We start from the raw sequence: 18,478 nt of genomic DNA on the forward strand, positions 1-18,478 counted from the left end.
TTGAGGGTGTGGCCATCGCTATCTCCGTATTCTCGATTGACAGGCAATGCTTCTATGACAATTACGGTCAGTTCTGTGCGTCCTACCTGGGGCCCTGAGACTCAAAATCGTTATGCTTGGCCAGCCCGTAAATATGATCCCCAGTCCCTCAATCGTTACTACGGATTCCGCCCTTGGTTAACCTTTGGTCGCCTCTTCCGCATCATTGCCTTGTTCACCCTTTTTTGGTGCAAACTCCGCTGGGATGAGTGGTTTAATCAAACGGAAGAAAATTTACCAATCCGGGCGATGCAATTGCGCCAACTCTTAATTAAGCTTGGGCCCACTTTTATCAAGGTTGGTCAGGCCCTCTCCACCCGCCCAGACCTGATTAACCGGAATTACCTAGACGAATTAACCTTACTGCAAGACAAACTCCCGCCATTCTCCAACGACATTGCCCGCGCCATCATTGAGCGGGAACTCAGTTTGCCCTTAGCAGAAGCCTATGCCGAATTTTCCATTGACCCTGTGGCAGCCGCCAGTTTAGGGCAGGTGTATCGGGCCAAGCTCCATACCGGGGAAGATGTTGCGGTCAAAGTCCAACGCCCCAACCTCCTGCCTGTCCTCACCAAAGATTTATACCTACTCCGACTATTGGTGAACTGGTTTGGGCCGTTTCTCCCCCTGAATTTAGGCCATGACCTCCGGGACATTGTGGATGAATTTGGCCGCAAGCTTTTTGAAGAAATTGACTACATTAACGAAGGCCATAATGCCGAAACTTTTGCCCGGAATTTCCGTGATGACCCAACGGTGAAAGTCCCCAAAATTTACTGGCGCTACACAACCCAACGAGTGTTAACCCTGGAGTGGATCAATGGTCTGAAGCTCTCTCAAACTCAATGTATTGTTGATGCCGGAGCAGACCCAGATCAACTGATTCGGGTTGGGGTTATTTCAGGTTTACGGCAACTGCTAGAATTTGGTTTTTTCCATGCGGATCCCCATCCTGGAAACCTGTTTGCCCTGGCCGATGGCCGGATGGCCTACATTGACTTTGGCATGATGGATCAACTGGAGGAAGCTACCAAAGAAAGTCTTGTAGACGCGGTGGTACATCTAGTCAATAAAGATTATTCCCAATTAGCCCAGGATTTTATTAAACTCGGATTCCTCAGTCCAGAAACAGACATCAATCCGATTATTCCCGCCTTAGAAGATGTTTTAGGCAGTATAGTCGGCTCCAGTGTGAGTGATTTTAATTTCAAAACTATTACGGATCGCTTTTCCGAGTTGATGTTTGAGTATCCGTTCCGAGTCCCGGCCAAGTTTGCCTTAATTATTCGCTCACTGGTGACTCAGGAAGGGATTGCCCTCTGCTTAAATTCTGATTTTCGGATTGTGGATGTGAGCTATCCCTACATTGCCCGACGATTGTTGCGGGGTGAGTCTCCTCAGTTGCGGCGGCGATTGTTGGATGTTTTATTTAAGGATGGCAGACTTCAATGGCAACGCTTAGAAAACCTGATCACCATTGCCCGCACCGATACCCATTTTGATATGGTTCCCACTGCCACGATGGGGCTGCAATTTCTCATGTCAGAAGAGGGCAAATATCTGCGACGGCAAATTGTGTTGGCTCTGACGGAAGATGATCGGCTCCACACCGAGGAAGTTCAGCGACTCTGGAATTTAGTCAAAGCTGATTTACCACCTTTTTCCTTGATGGATGTGGCCTTGGGGGCTTTAACGGGGGCAATGGCTGGAAACCGGCTTGAGTCAGATGTACCTGTGGCTAGTTAGGACGTTTGAATCGGATGTTTAAGTTTTCCAAGGTGATCCTGCTTGGAATTGGCCTGGCGAGTGGGCTACTGATGGTCAGTCCAGTTGCGATGGCCGACAATGAAGTGCAGGGATTAATTGAGTCTGTTGATCGGCATAGCCAATCTTTCGTTGTTCAAGGTATTAATTTTTTTGTTACTTCTGTAACTGATTATGACGATGGATTGCAGAGTTTTGCGGATCTCCAGCCTGGCTTGCGGGTTGAGGTTAAATTCGACTACCGGAACTCAAAACATTATGTGATTGAAGTAGAACGGGAGGATAAGTAAAGAGGCAGAGAGGCAAGGCTCTAAAATGGCTGTGGTGGCAGAAACAGTTTTCGGTATATTGAGATTATCATTGCATCCACTCCAGATAGAGAGGAAGTCAGTTGGGTAATGAGTCAACACCTTGCTTAGCATCTCTTGGATTAACCTGATTGTGCCACCGATTGCGGGGGGGGTGATTGGCTATTTCACTAATGATTTAGCTATTTCCATGTTGTTTAAGCCCTATCGGCCGGTGAAAATTGGAGACTATCAACTGCCCTTCACCCCAGGCCTGATCCCCCGTAATCAAGAACGTCTGGCCCGGCGGATTTCTGATGCCATTTTAGGTTCATTATTAACTCCAGAAGAACTCGAAAACTTGGCCCGACGGCTGTTGCAAACGGAACGGGTGAAAGCGGCCATTTTTTGGTTATTAGAACTGACATTGGAGCAAGTTAAAAGCCAAACTGAACAGCGTTCAGCCCAAGTTTTAGCTAATATTCTCCGGGACTTATTTGGACAAAGCTTACCCCGTTTAGTCAAGGTCTGGGCCCGGCGCAATGATTTTTTAGAGACTCAACTGAACCAAATTTTTGATCAAGTCCTCGTTGAGTTGCAATTTAGTGAAGACCAGGCCGGGAAGCTGGCGGATTGGCTGTTGCAGGTGGTCTTACCCCCGGATCGCTTACGGATTGCCCTGATTGATTTTTTGACGGATCGGAATATTGAAATTTTAGATGAACGGTTACGGGAAAAAACCAGCGGCACCTATTGGATACTAGCAAATCTCTTTGGGGCTAGGAATACCCTGCTTCGCTTGCGGGACTATTGTGTCCATGAACGGGAGGAATGTAATCAACGCTTAGGAGATCTGATCATTGCCTTGGGAATTCGTGAGCGGCTGCTGGAATCGCTGCAAAACATTACCTTACAAAGTTTACCGACTGCGACAACCCGCCAATTACGCGTCTTGTTCCAACACAGTGTGCGGGACTATATCCAACGGCAAGGCTTGCAATTTGTCCAGGGATTTAGTCAGACGGTGGATTGGGATCACATGGCCTTAACGATTCTCAATCGGCTCAAAAGCTCAACTACTTTGACCCAATCCTTAGTGGTTGTCAGTGAAGATTTAGCTTTAGTTTTGGAACGCTATTTAGAACGGGATTTAGAACTGATTGTGGAAAAAGCTATCCCAATTTTGGATTTAGACACGGTGATTATGGAACGGGTCAAGGCCACCTCGCCGGAAAACTTAGAAGCCGCCATTCAAGGGATTGTGAAAACGGAACTCCAGGCCATTGTCAACTTAGGAGGCGTGTTAGGTTTTCTGATTGGCTTGGGGCAAACGCTATTTCTGGCCTGGCAGGGTTAATTCATGATTCAGTCCCCTCAAATTCGCCAGGCCTCTAGGAGTCGCGAGAAGTAAAATTGAGTCTTAGTCATGGCATTGCGCTCAATCCGCCACCCCAGGCTGGTGAGGATATTGACAATTTCTGACTCCCGATGGAGATAGGCGCGGGTGGCTTTGCTGGGGCCGGGAAAAAACTCACCAATTTTTTTGAGAATAGTATAGGCGGTGGTTTTGGGGGCAAAGCTGAGAATTAACCGATGGCTGGCGAGACTACTCAGGTGGGCAATCATGGCCTGGGCCTTGTCTTCGGGATAGTGAATCAACACATCTAGGCAGATCACCGTGTGATACTCACCCCGTAAGGTTTCTAAATCTGAAACTGAGAAAATTAAGTTGTCGGTGCGCTCTAGGGTAGCTCTAGCCCGGTCTTGGGCTTCCGTAACCATTTTTTCGGATAGATCACTGGCATAGATTCTCGCCCCGGTAGCGGCTAAGGGAATGGTTAAACTGCCAACACCGCAGCCCGCGTCACAGATTAACTTGCCGGCCATATTGGTATCGGCTTTAATCCAGCTAATCACGGTGTCAATGGTTTGTTGATGGCCAGTCCGAATATCCGCTTGGACTTTGTTAACTTCCCCATTGCCATAGATGCGTCGCCAGCGATCAAAGCCAACGGTGTTAAAGTAATTCTGCACAATGGTCTTATCGTCAGTCTGCTCAGAGGTTGGAGGCTTAATCGTGGTCATAGGGGCCTGGGCTAGGGAAAAATTGGCAATTGTCCGCACTTTATTTTAGGGCCTGTGGAGAAAGAGAGGCAGGGGTGAGATGGCCAGTTCCCAGCAACATTTTTTTGTCTATGGCACATTAAAACCTGGTTATCGGGGCTTTCGCCAGTTTTGCCAGGCCCATGCTCCCAAAATCCAAGCGGCTCAAACCTCTGGACGCATCTATCACTTACCCCAGGCCGGTTATCCTGCCATGACCACTGAACCTGGCCGGGTGCGGGGAGTCCTCTTGATTTTTGCCCATGTCCCCGGCCTGATCCAAACTCTTGATGACTATGAAGGCTATGACCCCGATGCGCCCCCGACCCATAATCACTATCAACGAGTCTGGCAGCAAGTTTGGAGTTTGGAGGGGTTAGATTTAGGCGGGGCCTGGGTTTATGTCATGGATCGGCAACGGGTGGCCTGGGAACATGGGCAATGGTTAGCGGCAGGGGAATGGCCCCAAATCTAAGCCCTACATATCTGGAGATATTGGGACATCCGTTGCTTTGGCCAAACCGCAATGTCTGGATCATAGAGAACCTAATCCTTGGGCTTGGGTTAAACGCTGGAGCAGATTAGCCGATAAAATTGTTCTGGTTTACTTGAGGGCAAAGGCCTCACAATCCCTACCCAGAGCTAGGGGCAACTCCTTGAATAAACATCAACAAAGTAAGATCAATGATGCTTAGATCCACCTTGGCTAGTCTCTATTTATGATCACTATTCCTGATCCAGTCTGGGTGGCGATTGGGGCTGTCCCTGGTGCTTTGTGTCGTTACTACCTGAGTCTTTGGGCCTTGCAGCGATGGGGGACAAAATTTCCCTGGGGAACCTTGATGGTTAATGTGTCTGGCGCGTTTTTAATTGGATTCGTAGCGATGTGGCCGTGGGCATCCTCCTTACCCCCTGGGATAAAGTTGATGATCCTGACGGGATTTTTGGGAGCCTATACCACCTTCTCCACCTATGCCTTAGATACGGTTAACTTGGGACGGAATAGGGTGGGGCAGAAAAATTGGCTCTATGGCATTGGGAGTCCTCTGGCTGGCCTGGGGGCTGGGGAATTGGGAGTTCTGCTGGGGCAGCATTGGTTTTGACTCGGGCCAATCGCAACACTGCGGGACAATCCTTAACTCCCTCTAGGCCAAAATTGTATCCTCAGATTCTCAGGTAGGGTCTGGAGTACACTAGAACTGTAACAACGGTAAATAATCCGTTACCATAGCCGTATTCTCTACTTTGCCGGGCGAGAGGTTTCAGCAATACATGGGCAAAATTGTTGGCATTGACTTAGGGACAACAAACTCCGTGGTTGCGGTCATGGAAGGAGGAAAACCGATTGTCATTGCTAATGCCGAAGGTTCGCGGACAACCCCATCGGTGGTCGGTTTTGGTAAAGAGGGAGAGCAGTTGGTGGGGCAATTAGCTCGCCGCCAGGCCGTGTTAAATCCCCAAAATACCTTCTACGCGGTGAAGCGGTTTATCGGCCGCCAGTATAGTGAACTCAACGAAGATTCTAAGCGCGTCCCCTACACGATTCGCCGGGATGAGAATGGCAACATTCGCTGTAAATGCCCCCGACTTCAAAAAGAATTTGCGGCCGAAGAAATCTCAGCCATTGTCCTCCGAAAGTTGGTGGAAGATGCCAGCCGCTATCTGGGGCAAGCCGTCACCGATGCGGTGATTACAGTCCCCGCCTATTTTAATGACTCCCAACGTCAGGCCACCCGCGATGCTGGGCGAATTGCTGGCTTAAATGTGCGGCGGATTATTAATGAACCGACAGCGGCATCTTTAGCCTATGGCCTGGATCGGCAACAGGAACAAACCGTTTTAGTCTTCGACTTGGGCGGTGGTACCTTTGATGTCTCAATTTTGGATGTTGGGGACGGGGTGTTTGAAGTTAAGGCCACCAGTGGCGATACCCAACTCGGCGGGAATGACTTTGATCAGTTAATTGTGGACTGGTTAGCCGAGGCATTCCTCAAGGAAGAAGAGATTGATTTACGCCGCGACCGCCAGGCCCTGCAACGGCTAACCGAAGCTGCTGAAAAAGCCAAAATGGAGCTTTCTGGACTGTTAGAAACCAATATCAGCCTCCCCTTTGTCACTGCCACCGCCGATGGCCCCAAACATATTGAAGTCAACCTCAGCCGCAGTGAATTTGAGAATCTGAGCCAAGAGCTTTTAGAACGGTTGCGCTATCCGGTGGAACAGGCCCTCAGAGATGCCCGCTTACGTCCAAACCAAATTGATGAAGTGGTTTTGGTGGGGGGCGCGACCCGGATGCCCATGGTCCAAAATCTGGTGCGGCAGTTAATTGATCTCGAACCCAATCAAAACGTCAACCCGGATGAAGTTGTTGCCGTTGGGGCCGCCATCCAGGCCGGGATTTTAGCCGGAGAAACCAAGGATATTTTGCTCTTAGATGTGACACCACTATCCCTGGGCCTGGAAACCATCGGTGGGGTAATGAAAAAGCTGATTCCCCGCAATACCACCATCCCCGTCCGCCGTTCGGATATTTTTTCAACCGCCGAGAACAACCAAAGCCAAGTGGAAATTCATGTTCTCCAAGGAGAGCGAGATTTAGCCGAAAATAACAAGTCCCTGGGCCGCTTCAAGTTAACAGGGATTCCCCCGGCCCCCCGCGGTATTCCCCAAATCCAAGTCTCCTTTGATCTCGATGCCAATGGCCTGCTCCAAGTCACGGCCCTAGATCGCTATTCTGGCCGGGAGCAAAGTATTTCCATTCAAGGGGCTTCAACCCTTTCAGAAGATGAAATTGACCGAATGCTCAAAGATGCCGAGAGCCAGGCCGAAGCGGATCGTAATCGCCGTGAACAAATTGAAAAACGGAACCGGACTCAAGACTTAATCACCAAAGCGGAACGCCAACTCCGGGAAGCCTCCCAACTGTTAGGATTTCAGTTTGCTGCTGCTCAACGCCGTCAGGTGGAAGCCTTAATCCGAGAGCTGCAAGCCAGCGTCCAGGCCAGTGATGAGCGACAAATAGACCTGAAATTTGCGGCCCTCCAAGAAGCCCTCTACGAATTTGCCCAAGCCGTCCGCCAAGCCCAGGAAGACATTGACGAGGAAGATGATCTCTTCAAAATGCCCAATATTGGCGAAGCGGTGTCCAAAGGGATGGATGTGGTGCGGGGCAGGGTTCCAGCCAATTCCGGTAGTCGCGGCTATAACGATGAATGGGAGACAACCCCCAGCAGTGGCACCAGACGGCGGAACGGTCGCAGCACAGAGGCTCCGGCCTGGGATTCCTGGGATGATGACGATGATTGGTAGAACCTAACACCATGCAAAACTTTCGTGATTACTACCAACTCTTAGGTGTAGATCGGGCTGCTCCGGGGGATGAAATTAAAAAAGCCTATCGCCGCCAAGCCCGGCTCTACCATCCTGATTTGAATCCGGGAGATATTAACGCCGAGGAAATGTTCAAAGCCATTGGGGAAGCCTATCAAGTCCTCAGTGATCCAGCCAAACGGGAGCAATATGACCGCTATGGAGCCCACTGGCAACAACCGGGATTTAATAGCCGCCAACGGGATCATAATCGCAGCACCACCGTCCGCAGTAATGGGGTTGGACGGGCAGCGGTGGCTGAAGGGATTGACATTGAAGACTTTGATGATTTTCAAGACTTTTTAGATCAACTCCTGGGCCGGCGCGGCAAAACCACCTATACCACTCGCCGGAGTCCTACTGCCGCAGAACGCAGAACAAGTCCCGAGGATCCTTTTCGGCCGGGAGTGACGAAAAATACCTATAGTCCCAGGCCCCTGCGCCGTGATGCCGAAGCCTCTTTGGAAGTGCCCCTCAAAAAAGCCTACCAAGGGGGGCGGGAGCGAATTCGTCTCGGAGATGGCCGCTCCTTAGAAGTCACCTTACCGCCGGGGATGATCACGGGGCAACGGATTCGACTCCGCAATCAAGGTACAGGGGGTGGAGATCTCTACCTCAGAATTGAAATTCTCCCCCACAATCTCTTTCGTCTTGACGGAATTGATGTCATTTGCCAGTTACCCGTGACTCCCAGTGAAGCGGTTTTAGGGGGGCAAATCGAAGCTCCAACCTTAGATGGCTGGGTCAAGCTTTCCGTACCTCCAGGAGTTCGATCTGGGCAACGGCTGCGTTTAGCTGGCAAAGGCTACCTCACCGAAGCGGGAGAACGGGGCGATCAGTTGGTGGAAATACGGATTGAAGTCCCACGGGATATGTCCCAGGCCGAGCTAGATTTATACCGCCAACTCCGTCAAATGGAAACCTACAATCCCCGTGAACAACTGCTATAGCCCTCGGGCCAACTTAATATCGCTAGTCAGGGACTGTGACTGGGCGAGGATTTGAGGATAGCCTATTACAGTAATCTTGGGGAAAGAGCTAATGCTGCAATCACTGAGATCTTGTTGTTTTCCTTGATAAATCTATGGACTTATCGTTAACCCAGGCTGAGCGCGCAACCCTGAATGAGAAACTCTCCCAGCGGTTTATTAAGTTAGATCCTGGGGGCTACTTTATTATCTATATCGATCCTGAACAGGCCCTGATCATCGCTAAACACTACACCAACATTATTAGTGACAAGGGGCTGGCCTTAGATCCGGCGACTGGTTTACCCATTCCCACCCGTGGTAAAAATGTCCGGGAACCCTCCCAGGTGTTTCAAGGTCGGACTGCCAAGGAACTCTGTATTGAAATTTTTGAAAAACCTGATTTCTGTTTAGTCACCTGTTTGGATCATGGGGCATACTTAGGGCGGGAGTTGCAACGGGCTGAGCATTGTCTGGATTTAGGTCTTCCCTATGTGCAGGATTAACAAATGAAGCAACGATGGCAACGGCGATGGCTTTGGAGTTTGGGCCTGGTACTGAGTGTTTGCAGTATTTTGGGTTGGGGGCTAGGGGCCTGGAGTCAAGGGGCAGATCCGGCCCAACCGAGCTTAGGTAGGCTGCGTTTGGGGGCTGAGTTATACGTCCAACGGTGCGGCAGTTGTCATTTACCAGTTCCAGCCCAAACCCTATCTACCGATACCTGGCGTGTCCTGATTCAAGACATCAACCACTACGGCATTCAACTCCAACCCCTGCCTAAATTAGACTTCAATTTAATTTGGCCCTATTTACGCACCTATTCCCGCCCGATTCGTCCAGGTGAAACCGTCCCCTATCGCCTCGGACAATCTCGCTTCTTTCGCATCTTGCATCCAGGGGTAGAGTTGAGTCAGCCCATTGGCCTGGGTAGCTGTAAAAGCTGCCATCCCGCCGCCCAGCAGTTGGACTACATCACCTTAGTGCCCAATTGGCAGCAATTTTTAACACCCACTGCGCCATAATTCCCAGAGAAGCCCAATATCGGAGATATCCCTTCAACCGGCTCTCATATCCCCAGGCCAGCCCGACTTTTGTAAACTAAGAGCAACTAACTCTCTTTTGCCTATGTCCGTTGGCACGGTTGAGACCCAACTGCAACAAGTCCGTCATCTTTTGGTTTTGGAAGATGCCAAGGGGCGGCGGCCAATTCTCCTAGAAGCGGCAACCTACACCATCGGCCGAGATCCGACTAATTCAATTGTTGTTGCCTCCAAACTGGTCTCCCGCCAACACGCTATTTTGCTCCGGGTCACCGCTCCCGATTCCGCGAACTATTTGTTTCGGATGGTGGATGGGGACTTGCAAGGTAAACGGAGTACGAATGGGATTTTAATCAATGGGCAGCGACAATTTTCCCACGACTTGCAAGATGGGGATATGATTTCTTTCGCTGGAGATGTGAAAGCCCGCTACTTTGCCTTCCAAAATATGACCGATGAGGAGTTTAATGGCTTCTGGGAAAACTCTGATATTTTGGGATTTATTTCTAAAGCAAGTAACCCCTATTCAACCCTGGTGCCCTCGGCAACAGCGGCGGAGTTGGCTGAGTTTAGTGAGGCAGCCTTGGTTCGGTTGGCCTCCTATCCAGAACTGACCCCCAATCCCATTATTGAAATTGATCTTCAAGGTAGTATTACCTATGCCAACCCGGCAGCGGTGATGGAATTTAAGAATATTCAGGCCTTGGGAATGCAGCACCCGATTTTGATTGGGTTACAGGAGTTAGCCACTCGTGTCGGTAAGCAGCGGGAAAAGGTCAATATCCGTGAAGTAGAACTTGGCGATCGCATCTATGAACAGTCCATTCATTACATCTATGAAAGCGAGTTGATTCGGACCTATGTGACGGATATTACCGATCGCAAACGAGCCGAAGAACAACTCCGGCAGCAGGCCCAACGGGAAGCGGTGATTAACCGAATTATCCAGGCCATGCGCACAACAATGGTGGTGACGGAAGTATTACAAATCACTGCCGACTTACTCTTAGAAGCTCTTGGGGCCAGCTATTGTTTCATTAGTCCCCATCAAACTGAAATATTTATTATTGCCCAGGCCAGGCATTTAAGCACCTCTCCACCTCTTGAGATTAGGCAACTCAATCAGGACAGCTATCAACAGTTTTTGCAGCCATTACAGTTGGGGCAACAGGTGCTACTGTGGTCAGGGCAACCGGAAATTTCCGCAGATCTTGGGCCATATTTTAATGCCCTTAATTTACACACCCTCTTGATTACCCCCCTGATTTATCTCAATCGCTACCTTGGCAATATTACCCTGATTCAAACCCAAGCTAATTCTCGCCCGTCTCAACGTTTAGTCCCTGAGAAATTTGCCCAAGATGATCGTCCTAGTTGGACAACAGAAGATCTGAGCTTGGTTAAAATTATTGCAGACCAATGTGCCTTGGCAATTCATCAGGCCCTGTTATATCAGCAGGTACAGGAACTCAATGCCGATTTGGAGCAGCAGGTGACAGAACGGACGGCGGAACTGTTACAAAAAATGCAGGAATTGGAGCAACTGAATGCCCTCAAGGATGACTTTTTAAGTACGGTTTCCCATGAATTACGCACGCCAATGGCCAATATCAAAATGGCGATTCATATGTTGCGGCAGTTTCCCTTAGAAGCACGACAAGCTCGCTATTTAGAGATTCTGGCCAATGAATGTACTCGGGAAACAGATTTGATTAATGATCTTTTGGATTTACAACGTTTAGAAGCCCGGCCCGGCCCGGTAAATCAGGAGCGTATTGACTTAAAAGAATGGCTCCCCCTTGTTATCGAACCTTTTCGGAGCCGAATGCAGCAACGCCAGCAACAGCTAATGTTTTCTTGCCCCCCCAATTTACCTCCCCTGTCCACAAATCGTCATGGCTTAGAGCGGATTTTAGCCGAGTTGTTAAATAATGCTTGTAAATACACACCGGATCGAGGGGAGATTGGCCTGAGAGTGGCTGTTCAGGATTCAGTTTTAGAGCCGCAACCCGGCCCCAAAAGCCTCAAATTGTGGGTCACCAATCAATCGGAAATTCCCACAAGCGAGTTACCGCGAATCTTTGATAAGTTTTATCGAGTGCCCAACGCCGATCCTTGGAAACAAGGTGGGACTGGCCTGGGGTTGGCCTTGGTGAAAAAGTTAGTCGAGCAACTCAATGGTCAGATTACCGTAGCCAGTGAAGAGGGCATCACAACATTTTCAATTGAGCTACCCTGTCAACCTTAAATTGCCTCCCAGGCCTGGGCGAAACTCAGGCAAATGGAGTTGGAATGAAGACGGATAAATTATTCTACGCCATATTTCTTTTTCGGACGCGTCTGTTGAGTGAACTGATCCCCGGCCTGGATCCCGCTTGTGAATATGATTATGCTGCCCCGGTGGTGAAAGAAACTGAATATCGGATTGATGGTGTGTTTACGCCCCTGGAGCCAACTTTGGAGCAGCCTGTGGTGTTTGTCGAAGCCCAGATGCAGCCAGATTCAGAGTTTTATGGACGCTTCTTTGCTGAGGTTTATGTTTATTTGCATCAGTACCAAGTGGAGCGGCCATGGCGGGGATTATTAATTTTGGCATCCAGAAGTCAACGCTTGGGGAATGAGAGACCCTATTTTGAGCCATTACAGGGGCAAGTCCAACGGTTTTATCTTGAAGATTTGCTTGAAGCTGAAAATCTAAGCCCAACCCTGAGTTTGATGCAGTTGCTAGTCTTAAATGCTACGACTACCGGGCCAGCCGCCCAGAAACTTTTAGCATCGGTCGCCCATGAAGCGGATTATCCAAAATGGCTAGATGTGGTTGAGGCTATATTGGTAAGTAAGTTTCCAGAAGCTGGCCTGGAGGGAGTTCGCAAAATGTTAGGCATCCAAACCGAAAACTTAAGCCACACCCAGTTTTATCAAGACGTTCTCAAGATTGGGGAAGAATTAGGAGAACAGCGGGGGACTCAACTGGGAAAACAGCAGGGAGAAGCTGAAATTATTCTTCGACTTCTAAACTATCGTTTTGGACAGATTGATCTACCCCTAGAAACTCAGGTAAGAGCGTTAACCACTGAAAAATTAGAAGCATTGAGTTTAGCCCTGCTGGAATTTCAAAATATATCAGAGCTACAGGCCTGGTTAGGGTTTAATAATTCTCTCTAGTTGATTATCTGGGTGTGGTTATGGCTTAAGAAAACCAGATCGAAAATTTAAACTAAGAGTACATGAGAAACCCTTACAGAATTTACTTAGATGTGTGTTGTCTCAATCGGCCATTTGATGATTAAACGCAGCAAAGAATTCACCTAGAAACAGAAGCGGTTTTACTCATCTTAAATCAGTACAAAGCCGGAGAATGGAAACTGGTCACTAGTAATGCTCTTGATGCCGAAATTGGGCTAACTCCTAATTCAACTCGCTTAGGACAAGTGCAGGAACTTCTTTCAATCGCTACCATTAAAGTCCAAACTAGTGCTGCTTTAGAGAAGCGGATCGCAGATTTGACTAAGTTGAGCTTTACATTTTACGATGCGGCTCATATTGCCAGTGCAGAAAGAAGTCAATGTGATGTTTTTCTAACGACAGATGATCGTTTACTTCGGAGGGCTAAACAGAATTTAGAACGACTCAGTGTTAATGTTAAGAATCCTTTATAATGGCTCATTTACACAACACAACTGGAGGAAGTAACCCATGAAAACTCAAAATGAAGTTCTTGATCAGGGATATAGAGCGTTAATCCATTCTCTAGGTGCGATTGATGCGATTCGGTTTATTCAACACTTTAGTCCTGGCTATCAGAACTATACCAAAGATCGCGATGAATGGCTTGATCAGCTATCCATGAATGATTTTCTAGCCGAAATGCGGAACCACAAAGAAGCCGATGAGCAAAATAAAACTAATTTTGATGAAGTTATCCAATAGCCATATTTTTGATTTTAATTAAAAGTCAAATTAGGGTTTTAAGCACTGAAAAATTAGAAGTATTGACCCAGGCCCTGCTCGAATTTCAAAACCTATCAGAACTCCAGGCCCACCAGCAACAGAAAGCTCAAAGAAGTTACGGAAAATTGGGCAACCTAATCTCCCTCTGTTATGGTGACTTGTTTCCTAACATGAAGCCAATAGACTGGAAGTTCTTGCTGTTGAGAAAGTGTTGCATTCAGTGACTTAGAACTCGATTCAACCTTTTGTACGGATTAAGTAAATTACATTATGGGTGCGGCGTAATGGCGACAACTGTAATGGTGTTCCTAACTGGTCCATAAAACCAAAAAACTCTAAATGCACCTGGTGTTTTATTTTCCACATAAGCCTCAAAAACCTCTTCTCCATTAGGGCCAGTTAAAGTTTGATACTTGTGAGTTTTCAGGCCTGGGTGACGTGGATTTTTTGACAATAAGCCCAAGGTTTTTAGGACTTTACGATGCTTTTGTGGGTTTGTCTTTTCTAAATCATTTAACGTGCTAACAGCTAACAAGGTAAATTCAAGGCGAAATGACACTAATCCTCAATCTCCAAATCAGCATATTGTGTGAAATCGCCAAGGTATTGACTGTGACCCACTTGAGCTTGTTTGAGACCATCCTGGACTATGGCTAATGTCGTGGGATTCTGCCAGAGCCACTGTTCCTCGATAGGAATATCTTGGGAAATAGGATCATGGGTGAATCGTAGGGTTTCTGAAACAAGTTTTTTAAGTTCCATCTGGGTTAAGGCTGTATTGACATAAATTTCACGGACATTTTTACCAAAACGGGCCACAACTTTAAATCCAGACGAGGTTGGTACTGAGACTCTCAAAGTAAGTGTTAATGAATCTTTCACCCCTCTCGATAGAACCCCAAGTGTTATGTCATTAATTTCTTTTGTTAGAGCTAACTTTTGCAATACCTGATCTAAGAGTTGACTAGATTCTGATTCTGTTGGGTGTAGCTTTGTCTTGATATCAGGCATCATGACTGTCCCATAAACCTTACTCCTAGTCTATCTACTTCAACCATTTTAAGTACATCTCCAGATATCTTCGCTAAGATATACATCCTCCAGGCCTAGGAATTGAATCAAGAATTAACTAACGAACGAGGCCTGGTAAGGTGATCATCCAAGCTTGATAGCACATTGCAGGCCCCTGGCTCTCAGATTTAATTACTCATCATCATGGGCAAAGCGATTGTAGAGAAAGTCGAGGGCATAGTTGCGGAGGCGATAAAATTCTGGGTCTTCCATAATCCGTTCTCGTTGCCGGGGCCGAGGAAATGGAATCGTTAAGACTTCACCGATTTGGGCGGCGGGGCCATTGGTCATCATCACCAGGCGATCCGCCAAGAACAGGGCTTCGTCAATGTCGTGGGTAATCATCAACACGGTGCAGCGATGATCATTCCAAATTTTGAGCAGTTCTTCTTGGAGTTCTTCTTTGGTAATCGCATCCAACGCGCCAAAGGGTTCATCCAAAATCAACACTTCTGGCCGAATTGCTAAAGCCCGAGCAATCGAAACCCGTTGCTTCATCCCCCCAGACAGTTGGGGTGGACATTTATCGGCGGCATCGGTTAAACCCACAAGGGCCAAGTGTTCCCGAGCAATGGCCATTTTTTCCGGGCGAGATTTTCGGGGATAAACCGAATCAACCGCTAGATAGATGTTCTCTAAGGCACTTAACCACGGCAAGAGGGCATAGTTTTGAAACACCACCATCCGGTCGGGGCCAGGCCCGGTAATGGGGCGGTCGTGAAGTGTGACATAACCACTACTGGGGGTGGCAAATCCCGACACCATATTCAAGAGGGTCGTTTTTCCACAGCCGGAATGGCCAATCAGACAAATAAATTCTCCGGCCGCAACGCTCAAATTGACATCTTGCAAAACTGGATAGGGGCCTTTGGGGGTGGGATAAACCTTGGCGACATTTTCTAGAACCAGAAAGTCAGCAGGGGCCTGGGTGGGCAGACGTAACGGCACAGAGTTGGGAGATTGAGTATTCAACATTATATTTTTTCCTATAGTGAATAACGTCACTAAGCTGCTAGGGCCTGGGGAGCATTGAGGGGGACTTCAGCAATATAAATCTCATGCTTAATATCCAGGCCATTGAGATAACCAATGGGGTCATCGGCATTAAAGACGGTGCCATCAAAGAGTTGAATCGGGCCGGTACGATATTTAATGTCCATTAAGCCCAGTTCTCGGGCCGCCGTACTAAAGACACTCACCCGACAGACCCGCTCGAGAATTTCTACCCAATTGCGCGGAAACGGCACATCTCCCCAGCGAGCCATTTGGGCCATCATCCACAGGTGTTCCGTCCGACTGGGCCGGTTGACCCCATCGCCATAGAAAAGATGATGCACGGCCTGGTCAGAATGCTCCATCCCTAACTCTAGGTACTCGGGGTCGGTCCCCACATATTGCTTCTGGCTAAGAATTTGGCGAATTTCCTCGCTGTGGTTGGGGTCGGCGCAGTATTGACAGGCATCAAGCAAGGCTTTGACGAGGGCAATGTGCGTATTGGGATAGGCCATGGCCCAGTCTTCTCGCACGCCCAGCACTTTCCCTGGATGGCCGGGATAAATATCCAAGTCACCTGCCACCGTAAACCCAATCCCCTCCAGTTCGGCCCGGCGATTCCAGGGATCTCCCACGCAATAGCCATCAATGGTTTTAGAACGCAGACTCGCCACCATCTGGGCCGGGGGAATGGTTTGCAAAGTGACATCGTGATCGGGATGAATGCCCTCGGCTGCCAACCAATAGCGCAACAGCAAGTTATGCATGGAAGAGGGATGTACCATGCCCAAGGTGTGCCGTTGATCCGCCGATTGCAGCAGGTATTGATGGAAATCCTTGAGGGTTTTAATCCCCTGTTCAGCAAACCGTTTACACAGCGTAATCCCATTGCCATTGCGGGTTAAGGTTAAGGCACTGACCACAGGTAAGGGTTGATTATTCTCGCCGCCAACGGTTAACCAAACTGGCATTCCCCCCGGCATTTGGGCCGCATCTAAATACCCCCGACTCATGCCATCGGTAATTCCCCGCCAACTGGTTTCCCGCACCAATGAGACTTCATCCAGGCCATGCTTGGTAAAAAAGCCTTTCTCTTGGGCCACCGCGATCGGGGCACAGGCCGTCAAGGGCAAAAAGCCCAGTTCCAGATTAATTTTTTCTAAGCCGTGGCGGGCAATGGCGGGTTTGCGGCGGGCCTGGAGTTGCTTGACCCGTTTTTGTTGGTTAAGGAAATAGATGACTTCACTGCGAAGGCTGTAGTAACTGGGATGATCCACCACCTCCAGTCGTTTGCGGGGCCTGGGGATATCCACCTCTAAAATGCCGCCAATCTTGGAACCCGGCCCGTTGGTGAGCATGACAATCCGATCCGAAAGCAACACCGCCTCATCCACATCATGGGTGACCATAACGGCCGTAACGTGGTTGGCCTCGCAGATTTTCATCAGTTGTTCCTGCAAATTCCCCCGAGTTAAGGCATCGAGTGCCCCAAAGGGTTCATCCAACAGCAACAATTTCGGTCGGATTGCCAAGGCCCTCGCAATGGCCACCCGTTGTTTCATGCCACCGGACAACTGGCCTGGGGGTTTATCGGCCGCGTGGCGGAGGCCCACCAAGTCAATGTTGGTTTCAATGATTTGCCGCCGCTCACCCTTGGGGATGTGGGGTAAGACTTCCTCGACCGCTAAGGCAATATTTTCCCGCACTGTTAACCAAGGCAGCAGTGAATAATTCTGAAACACTACCATCCGGTCGGGGCCAGGTTGATTGATTCGCTGGCCTTCTAAGGTAACGACCCCATCGCTGGGTAAATCCAGGCCGGCAATCATATTCAGCAACGTTGACTTACCACAACCAGAATGCCCAATCAGGGAAATAAACTCACCCTTTTTAATTTGGAGATCAATTCCTTTGAGAGCCAGATATTGCCCGCCATTGGTAAGATTAAAAACCTTTTCGACTTGATCAACTGCAACAAAAACACCCATAGTATTACCATCACCTGTTAGAAATTACTTGAGAATCGCTGGTTAAAGTCCCTTAGTTCCCAGGCGCAATTTTGGTTTGAATAAAGGCCACTAAGCGATCCAAGGCCAAACCAACTGCCCCGATATAGACCACAGCGACAATAATTTCCGTGACATAGTTTTGTTGATAAGCATCCCAAATAAAGAAGCCAATTCCGGCCACACCGGACATGACAATTTCTGCCGCAATAATCGCTAACCAGGCCAGGCCAATGGCAATCCGTAATCCAGTGAAAATATAGGGCAAGGCTGAGGGGATAAGAATTTTTAGAAAGAATTTTTGCTTGGAAATCTTGAGGACACGAGCCACATTTTTATAATCTTGGGGAATTTCGCGCACCCCCACGGCTGTATTAATTAAAATTGGCCAAATCGAGGTAATGAAAATCACGAAGATCGCTGCTGGTTCATTTTGACGTAAAGCCGCCAACGCAATTGGTACCCAGGCCAAGGGCGCGACCATCCGTAAAAACTGGAAAATTGGATCAAGAGCTTTATTAACATTTGGACTTGTGCCAACAACAATACCCAAGGTAATGCCAACAATCGCGGCCAAGAAATAGCCTTGGGCCACCCGAGTCAGACTAATAAAGGTTTGCCGCGCCAGGCCTTGATCCAGATCACTGTTGTAGTAAAAAGGATGAAAAATTAAATACCGACTGCGCTCATTGGCCAACACCTCAATGGGGCCGGGCAAAGCCAGTATCTTTGTCCAAGAAAGAACCTGCCAAGCTAGTAGAAATCCAAATAATCCCAATAATGGTAAACCAATATTACCGCCCTGCTTTTGCCAAAACTTGGCCAACCCCTTGGATAATCCTGAAGAAGTCTTCGAGCGTTCTAAACTAACTGCCATAAATACATAC

Annotated in this window: 19 protein-coding genes; 13 read left to right on the forward strand and 6 right to left on the reverse strand. The window is 48.5% G+C overall.

What is annotated here, in order from left to right:
* The first annotated feature begins 54 nt into the window (after positions 1-54).
* The 3 genes from RIF25_RS00510 (at position 55) to RIF25_RS00520 (ending at position 3,447) form a co-directional block, all read left to right on the forward strand.
* The gene (locus RIF25_RS00510; RefSeq protein ID WP_322876614.1) at positions 55-1,785 is read left to right on the forward strand and encodes an ABC1 kinase family protein; all 1,731 of its coding nucleotides are present in this window, start codon (positions 55-57) and stop codon (positions 1,783-1,785) included.
* Between the two features lie 14 nt (positions 1,786-1,799).
* Positions 1,800-2,093, forward strand: coding sequence for a DUF5666 domain-containing protein (locus RIF25_RS00515; protein ID WP_322876615.1), 294 nt, complete (start codon positions 1,800-1,802; stop codon positions 2,091-2,093).
* A 121-nt stretch (positions 2,094-2,214) separates the two neighbouring features.
* Positions 2,215-3,447 (forward strand): DUF445 domain-containing protein, encoded by a 1,233-nt coding sequence (locus RIF25_RS00520; RefSeq protein WP_322876616.1) that lies wholly within the window; start codon positions 2,215-2,217, stop codon positions 3,445-3,447.
* Between the two features lie 17 nt (positions 3,448-3,464).
* Here RIF25_RS00520 and bchM read toward each other — a convergent pair whose 3' ends face one another.
* Positions 3,465-4,175, reverse strand: a complete 711-nt coding sequence (bchM, locus tag RIF25_RS00525; RefSeq protein ID WP_407682279.1) for a magnesium protoporphyrin IX methyltransferase — start codon at positions 4,173-4,175, stop codon at positions 3,465-3,467.
* A 79-nt stretch (positions 4,176-4,254) separates the two neighbouring features.
* On the opposite strand from bchM, the gene RIF25_RS00530 reads away from it, so the two are divergent.
* The 10 genes from RIF25_RS00530 to RIF25_RS17030 all read left to right on the forward strand — a co-directional run bounded on the left by RIF25_RS00530 (position 4,255) and on the right by RIF25_RS17030 (position 13,745).
* Positions 4,255-4,668 (forward strand): gamma-glutamylcyclotransferase family protein, encoded by a 414-nt coding sequence (locus RIF25_RS00530; RefSeq protein ID WP_322876618.1) that lies wholly within the window; start codon positions 4,255-4,257, stop codon positions 4,666-4,668.
* Positions 4,669-4,912: 244 nt separating this feature from the next.
* Positions 4,913-5,296, forward strand: a complete 384-nt coding sequence (crcB, locus tag RIF25_RS00535; RefSeq protein WP_322876619.1) for a fluoride efflux transporter CrcB — start codon at positions 4,913-4,915, stop codon at positions 5,294-5,296.
* A 169-nt stretch (positions 5,297-5,465) separates the two neighbouring features.
* The gene (gene dnaK, locus RIF25_RS00540) at positions 5,466-7,502 is read left to right on the forward strand and encodes a molecular chaperone DnaK (protein WP_322876620.1); all 2,037 of its coding nucleotides are present in this window, start codon (positions 5,466-5,468) and stop codon (positions 7,500-7,502) included.
* An 11-nt stretch (positions 7,503-7,513) separates the two neighbouring features.
* The gene (locus tag RIF25_RS00545; RefSeq protein ID WP_322876621.1) at positions 7,514-8,512 is read left to right on the forward strand and encodes a J domain-containing protein; all 999 of its coding nucleotides are present in this window, start codon (positions 7,514-7,516) and stop codon (positions 8,510-8,512) included.
* Between the two features lie 134 nt (positions 8,513-8,646).
* Positions 8,647-9,036 carry a DUF4346 domain-containing protein gene (locus RIF25_RS00550; RefSeq protein ID WP_322876622.1) on the forward strand — a complete coding sequence of 130 codons (390 nt, stop codon included), beginning with the start codon at positions 8,647-8,649 and terminating at the stop codon, positions 9,034-9,036.
* A 3-nt stretch (positions 9,037-9,039) separates the two neighbouring features.
* Positions 9,040-9,552 (forward strand): cytochrome C, encoded by a 513-nt coding sequence (locus RIF25_RS00555; protein ID WP_322876623.1) that lies wholly within the window; start codon positions 9,040-9,042, stop codon positions 9,550-9,552.
* Positions 9,553-9,655: 103 nt separating this feature from the next.
* Positions 9,656-11,818, forward strand: coding sequence for an ATP-binding protein (locus RIF25_RS00560; protein ID WP_322876624.1), 2,163 nt, complete (start codon positions 9,656-9,658; stop codon positions 11,816-11,818).
* Positions 11,819-11,862: 44 nt separating this feature from the next.
* Positions 11,863-12,735 carry a DUF2887 domain-containing protein gene (locus tag RIF25_RS00565; protein ID WP_322876625.1) on the forward strand — a complete coding sequence of 291 codons (873 nt, stop codon included), beginning with the start codon at positions 11,863-11,865 and terminating at the stop codon, positions 12,733-12,735.
* A gap of 531 nt (positions 12,736-13,266) precedes the next feature.
* Entirely contained in the window at positions 13,267-13,500 is a 234-nt protein-coding gene (locus RIF25_RS00570) for a hypothetical protein (RefSeq protein WP_322876626.1), read from the forward strand.
* An 8-nt stretch (positions 13,501-13,508) separates the two neighbouring features.
* On the forward strand, positions 13,509-13,745 hold the full coding sequence (locus RIF25_RS17030; protein WP_407682265.1) for a DUF4351 domain-containing protein: 237 nt from the start codon (positions 13,509-13,511) through the stop codon (positions 13,743-13,745).
* Between the two features lie 44 nt (positions 13,746-13,789).
* On the opposite strand, the gene RIF25_RS00575 is transcribed toward RIF25_RS17030, so the two are convergent.
* From RIF25_RS00575 to ntrB, 5 genes are all read right to left on the reverse strand, one after another.
* A complete protein-coding gene (locus RIF25_RS00575) occupies positions 13,790-14,080 on the reverse strand; it encodes a hypothetical protein (RefSeq protein WP_322876627.1) in 291 nt (96 codons plus the stop codon).
* The gene (locus RIF25_RS00580) at positions 14,080-14,532 is read right to left on the reverse strand and encodes a DUF2103 domain-containing protein (RefSeq protein WP_322876628.1); all 453 of its coding nucleotides are present in this window, start codon (positions 14,530-14,532) and stop codon (positions 14,080-14,082) included. Before RIF25_RS00580 ends, RIF25_RS00575 begins: the two co-directional genes overlap by 1 nt.
* Positions 14,533-14,724: 192 nt before the next feature.
* The gene (locus RIF25_RS00585; RefSeq protein ID WP_322876629.1) at positions 14,725-15,567 is read right to left on the reverse strand and encodes a nitrate ABC transporter ATP-binding protein; all 843 of its coding nucleotides are present in this window, start codon (positions 15,565-15,567) and stop codon (positions 14,725-14,727) included.
* Positions 15,568-15,596: 29 nt separating this feature from the next.
* Positions 15,597-17,573: an ABC transporter ATP-binding/substrate-binding protein gene (locus tag RIF25_RS00590; protein WP_322876630.1), complete on the reverse strand. Its 1,977-nt coding sequence runs from the start codon at positions 17,571-17,573 to the stop codon at positions 15,597-15,599.
* A gap of 52 nt (positions 17,574-17,625) precedes the next feature.
* Positions 17,626-18,468, reverse strand: a complete 843-nt coding sequence (gene ntrB / locus RIF25_RS00595; RefSeq protein WP_322876631.1) for a nitrate ABC transporter permease — start codon at positions 18,466-18,468, stop codon at positions 17,626-17,628.
* Between the last annotated feature and the right edge of the window lie 10 nt (positions 18,469-18,478).

This window comes from Pseudocalidococcus azoricus BACA0444 (assembly GCF_031729055.1).
GTDB classification, from domain to species: domain Bacteria; phylum Cyanobacteriota; class Cyanobacteriia; order Thermosynechococcales; family Thermosynechococcaceae; genus Pseudocalidococcus; species Pseudocalidococcus azoricus.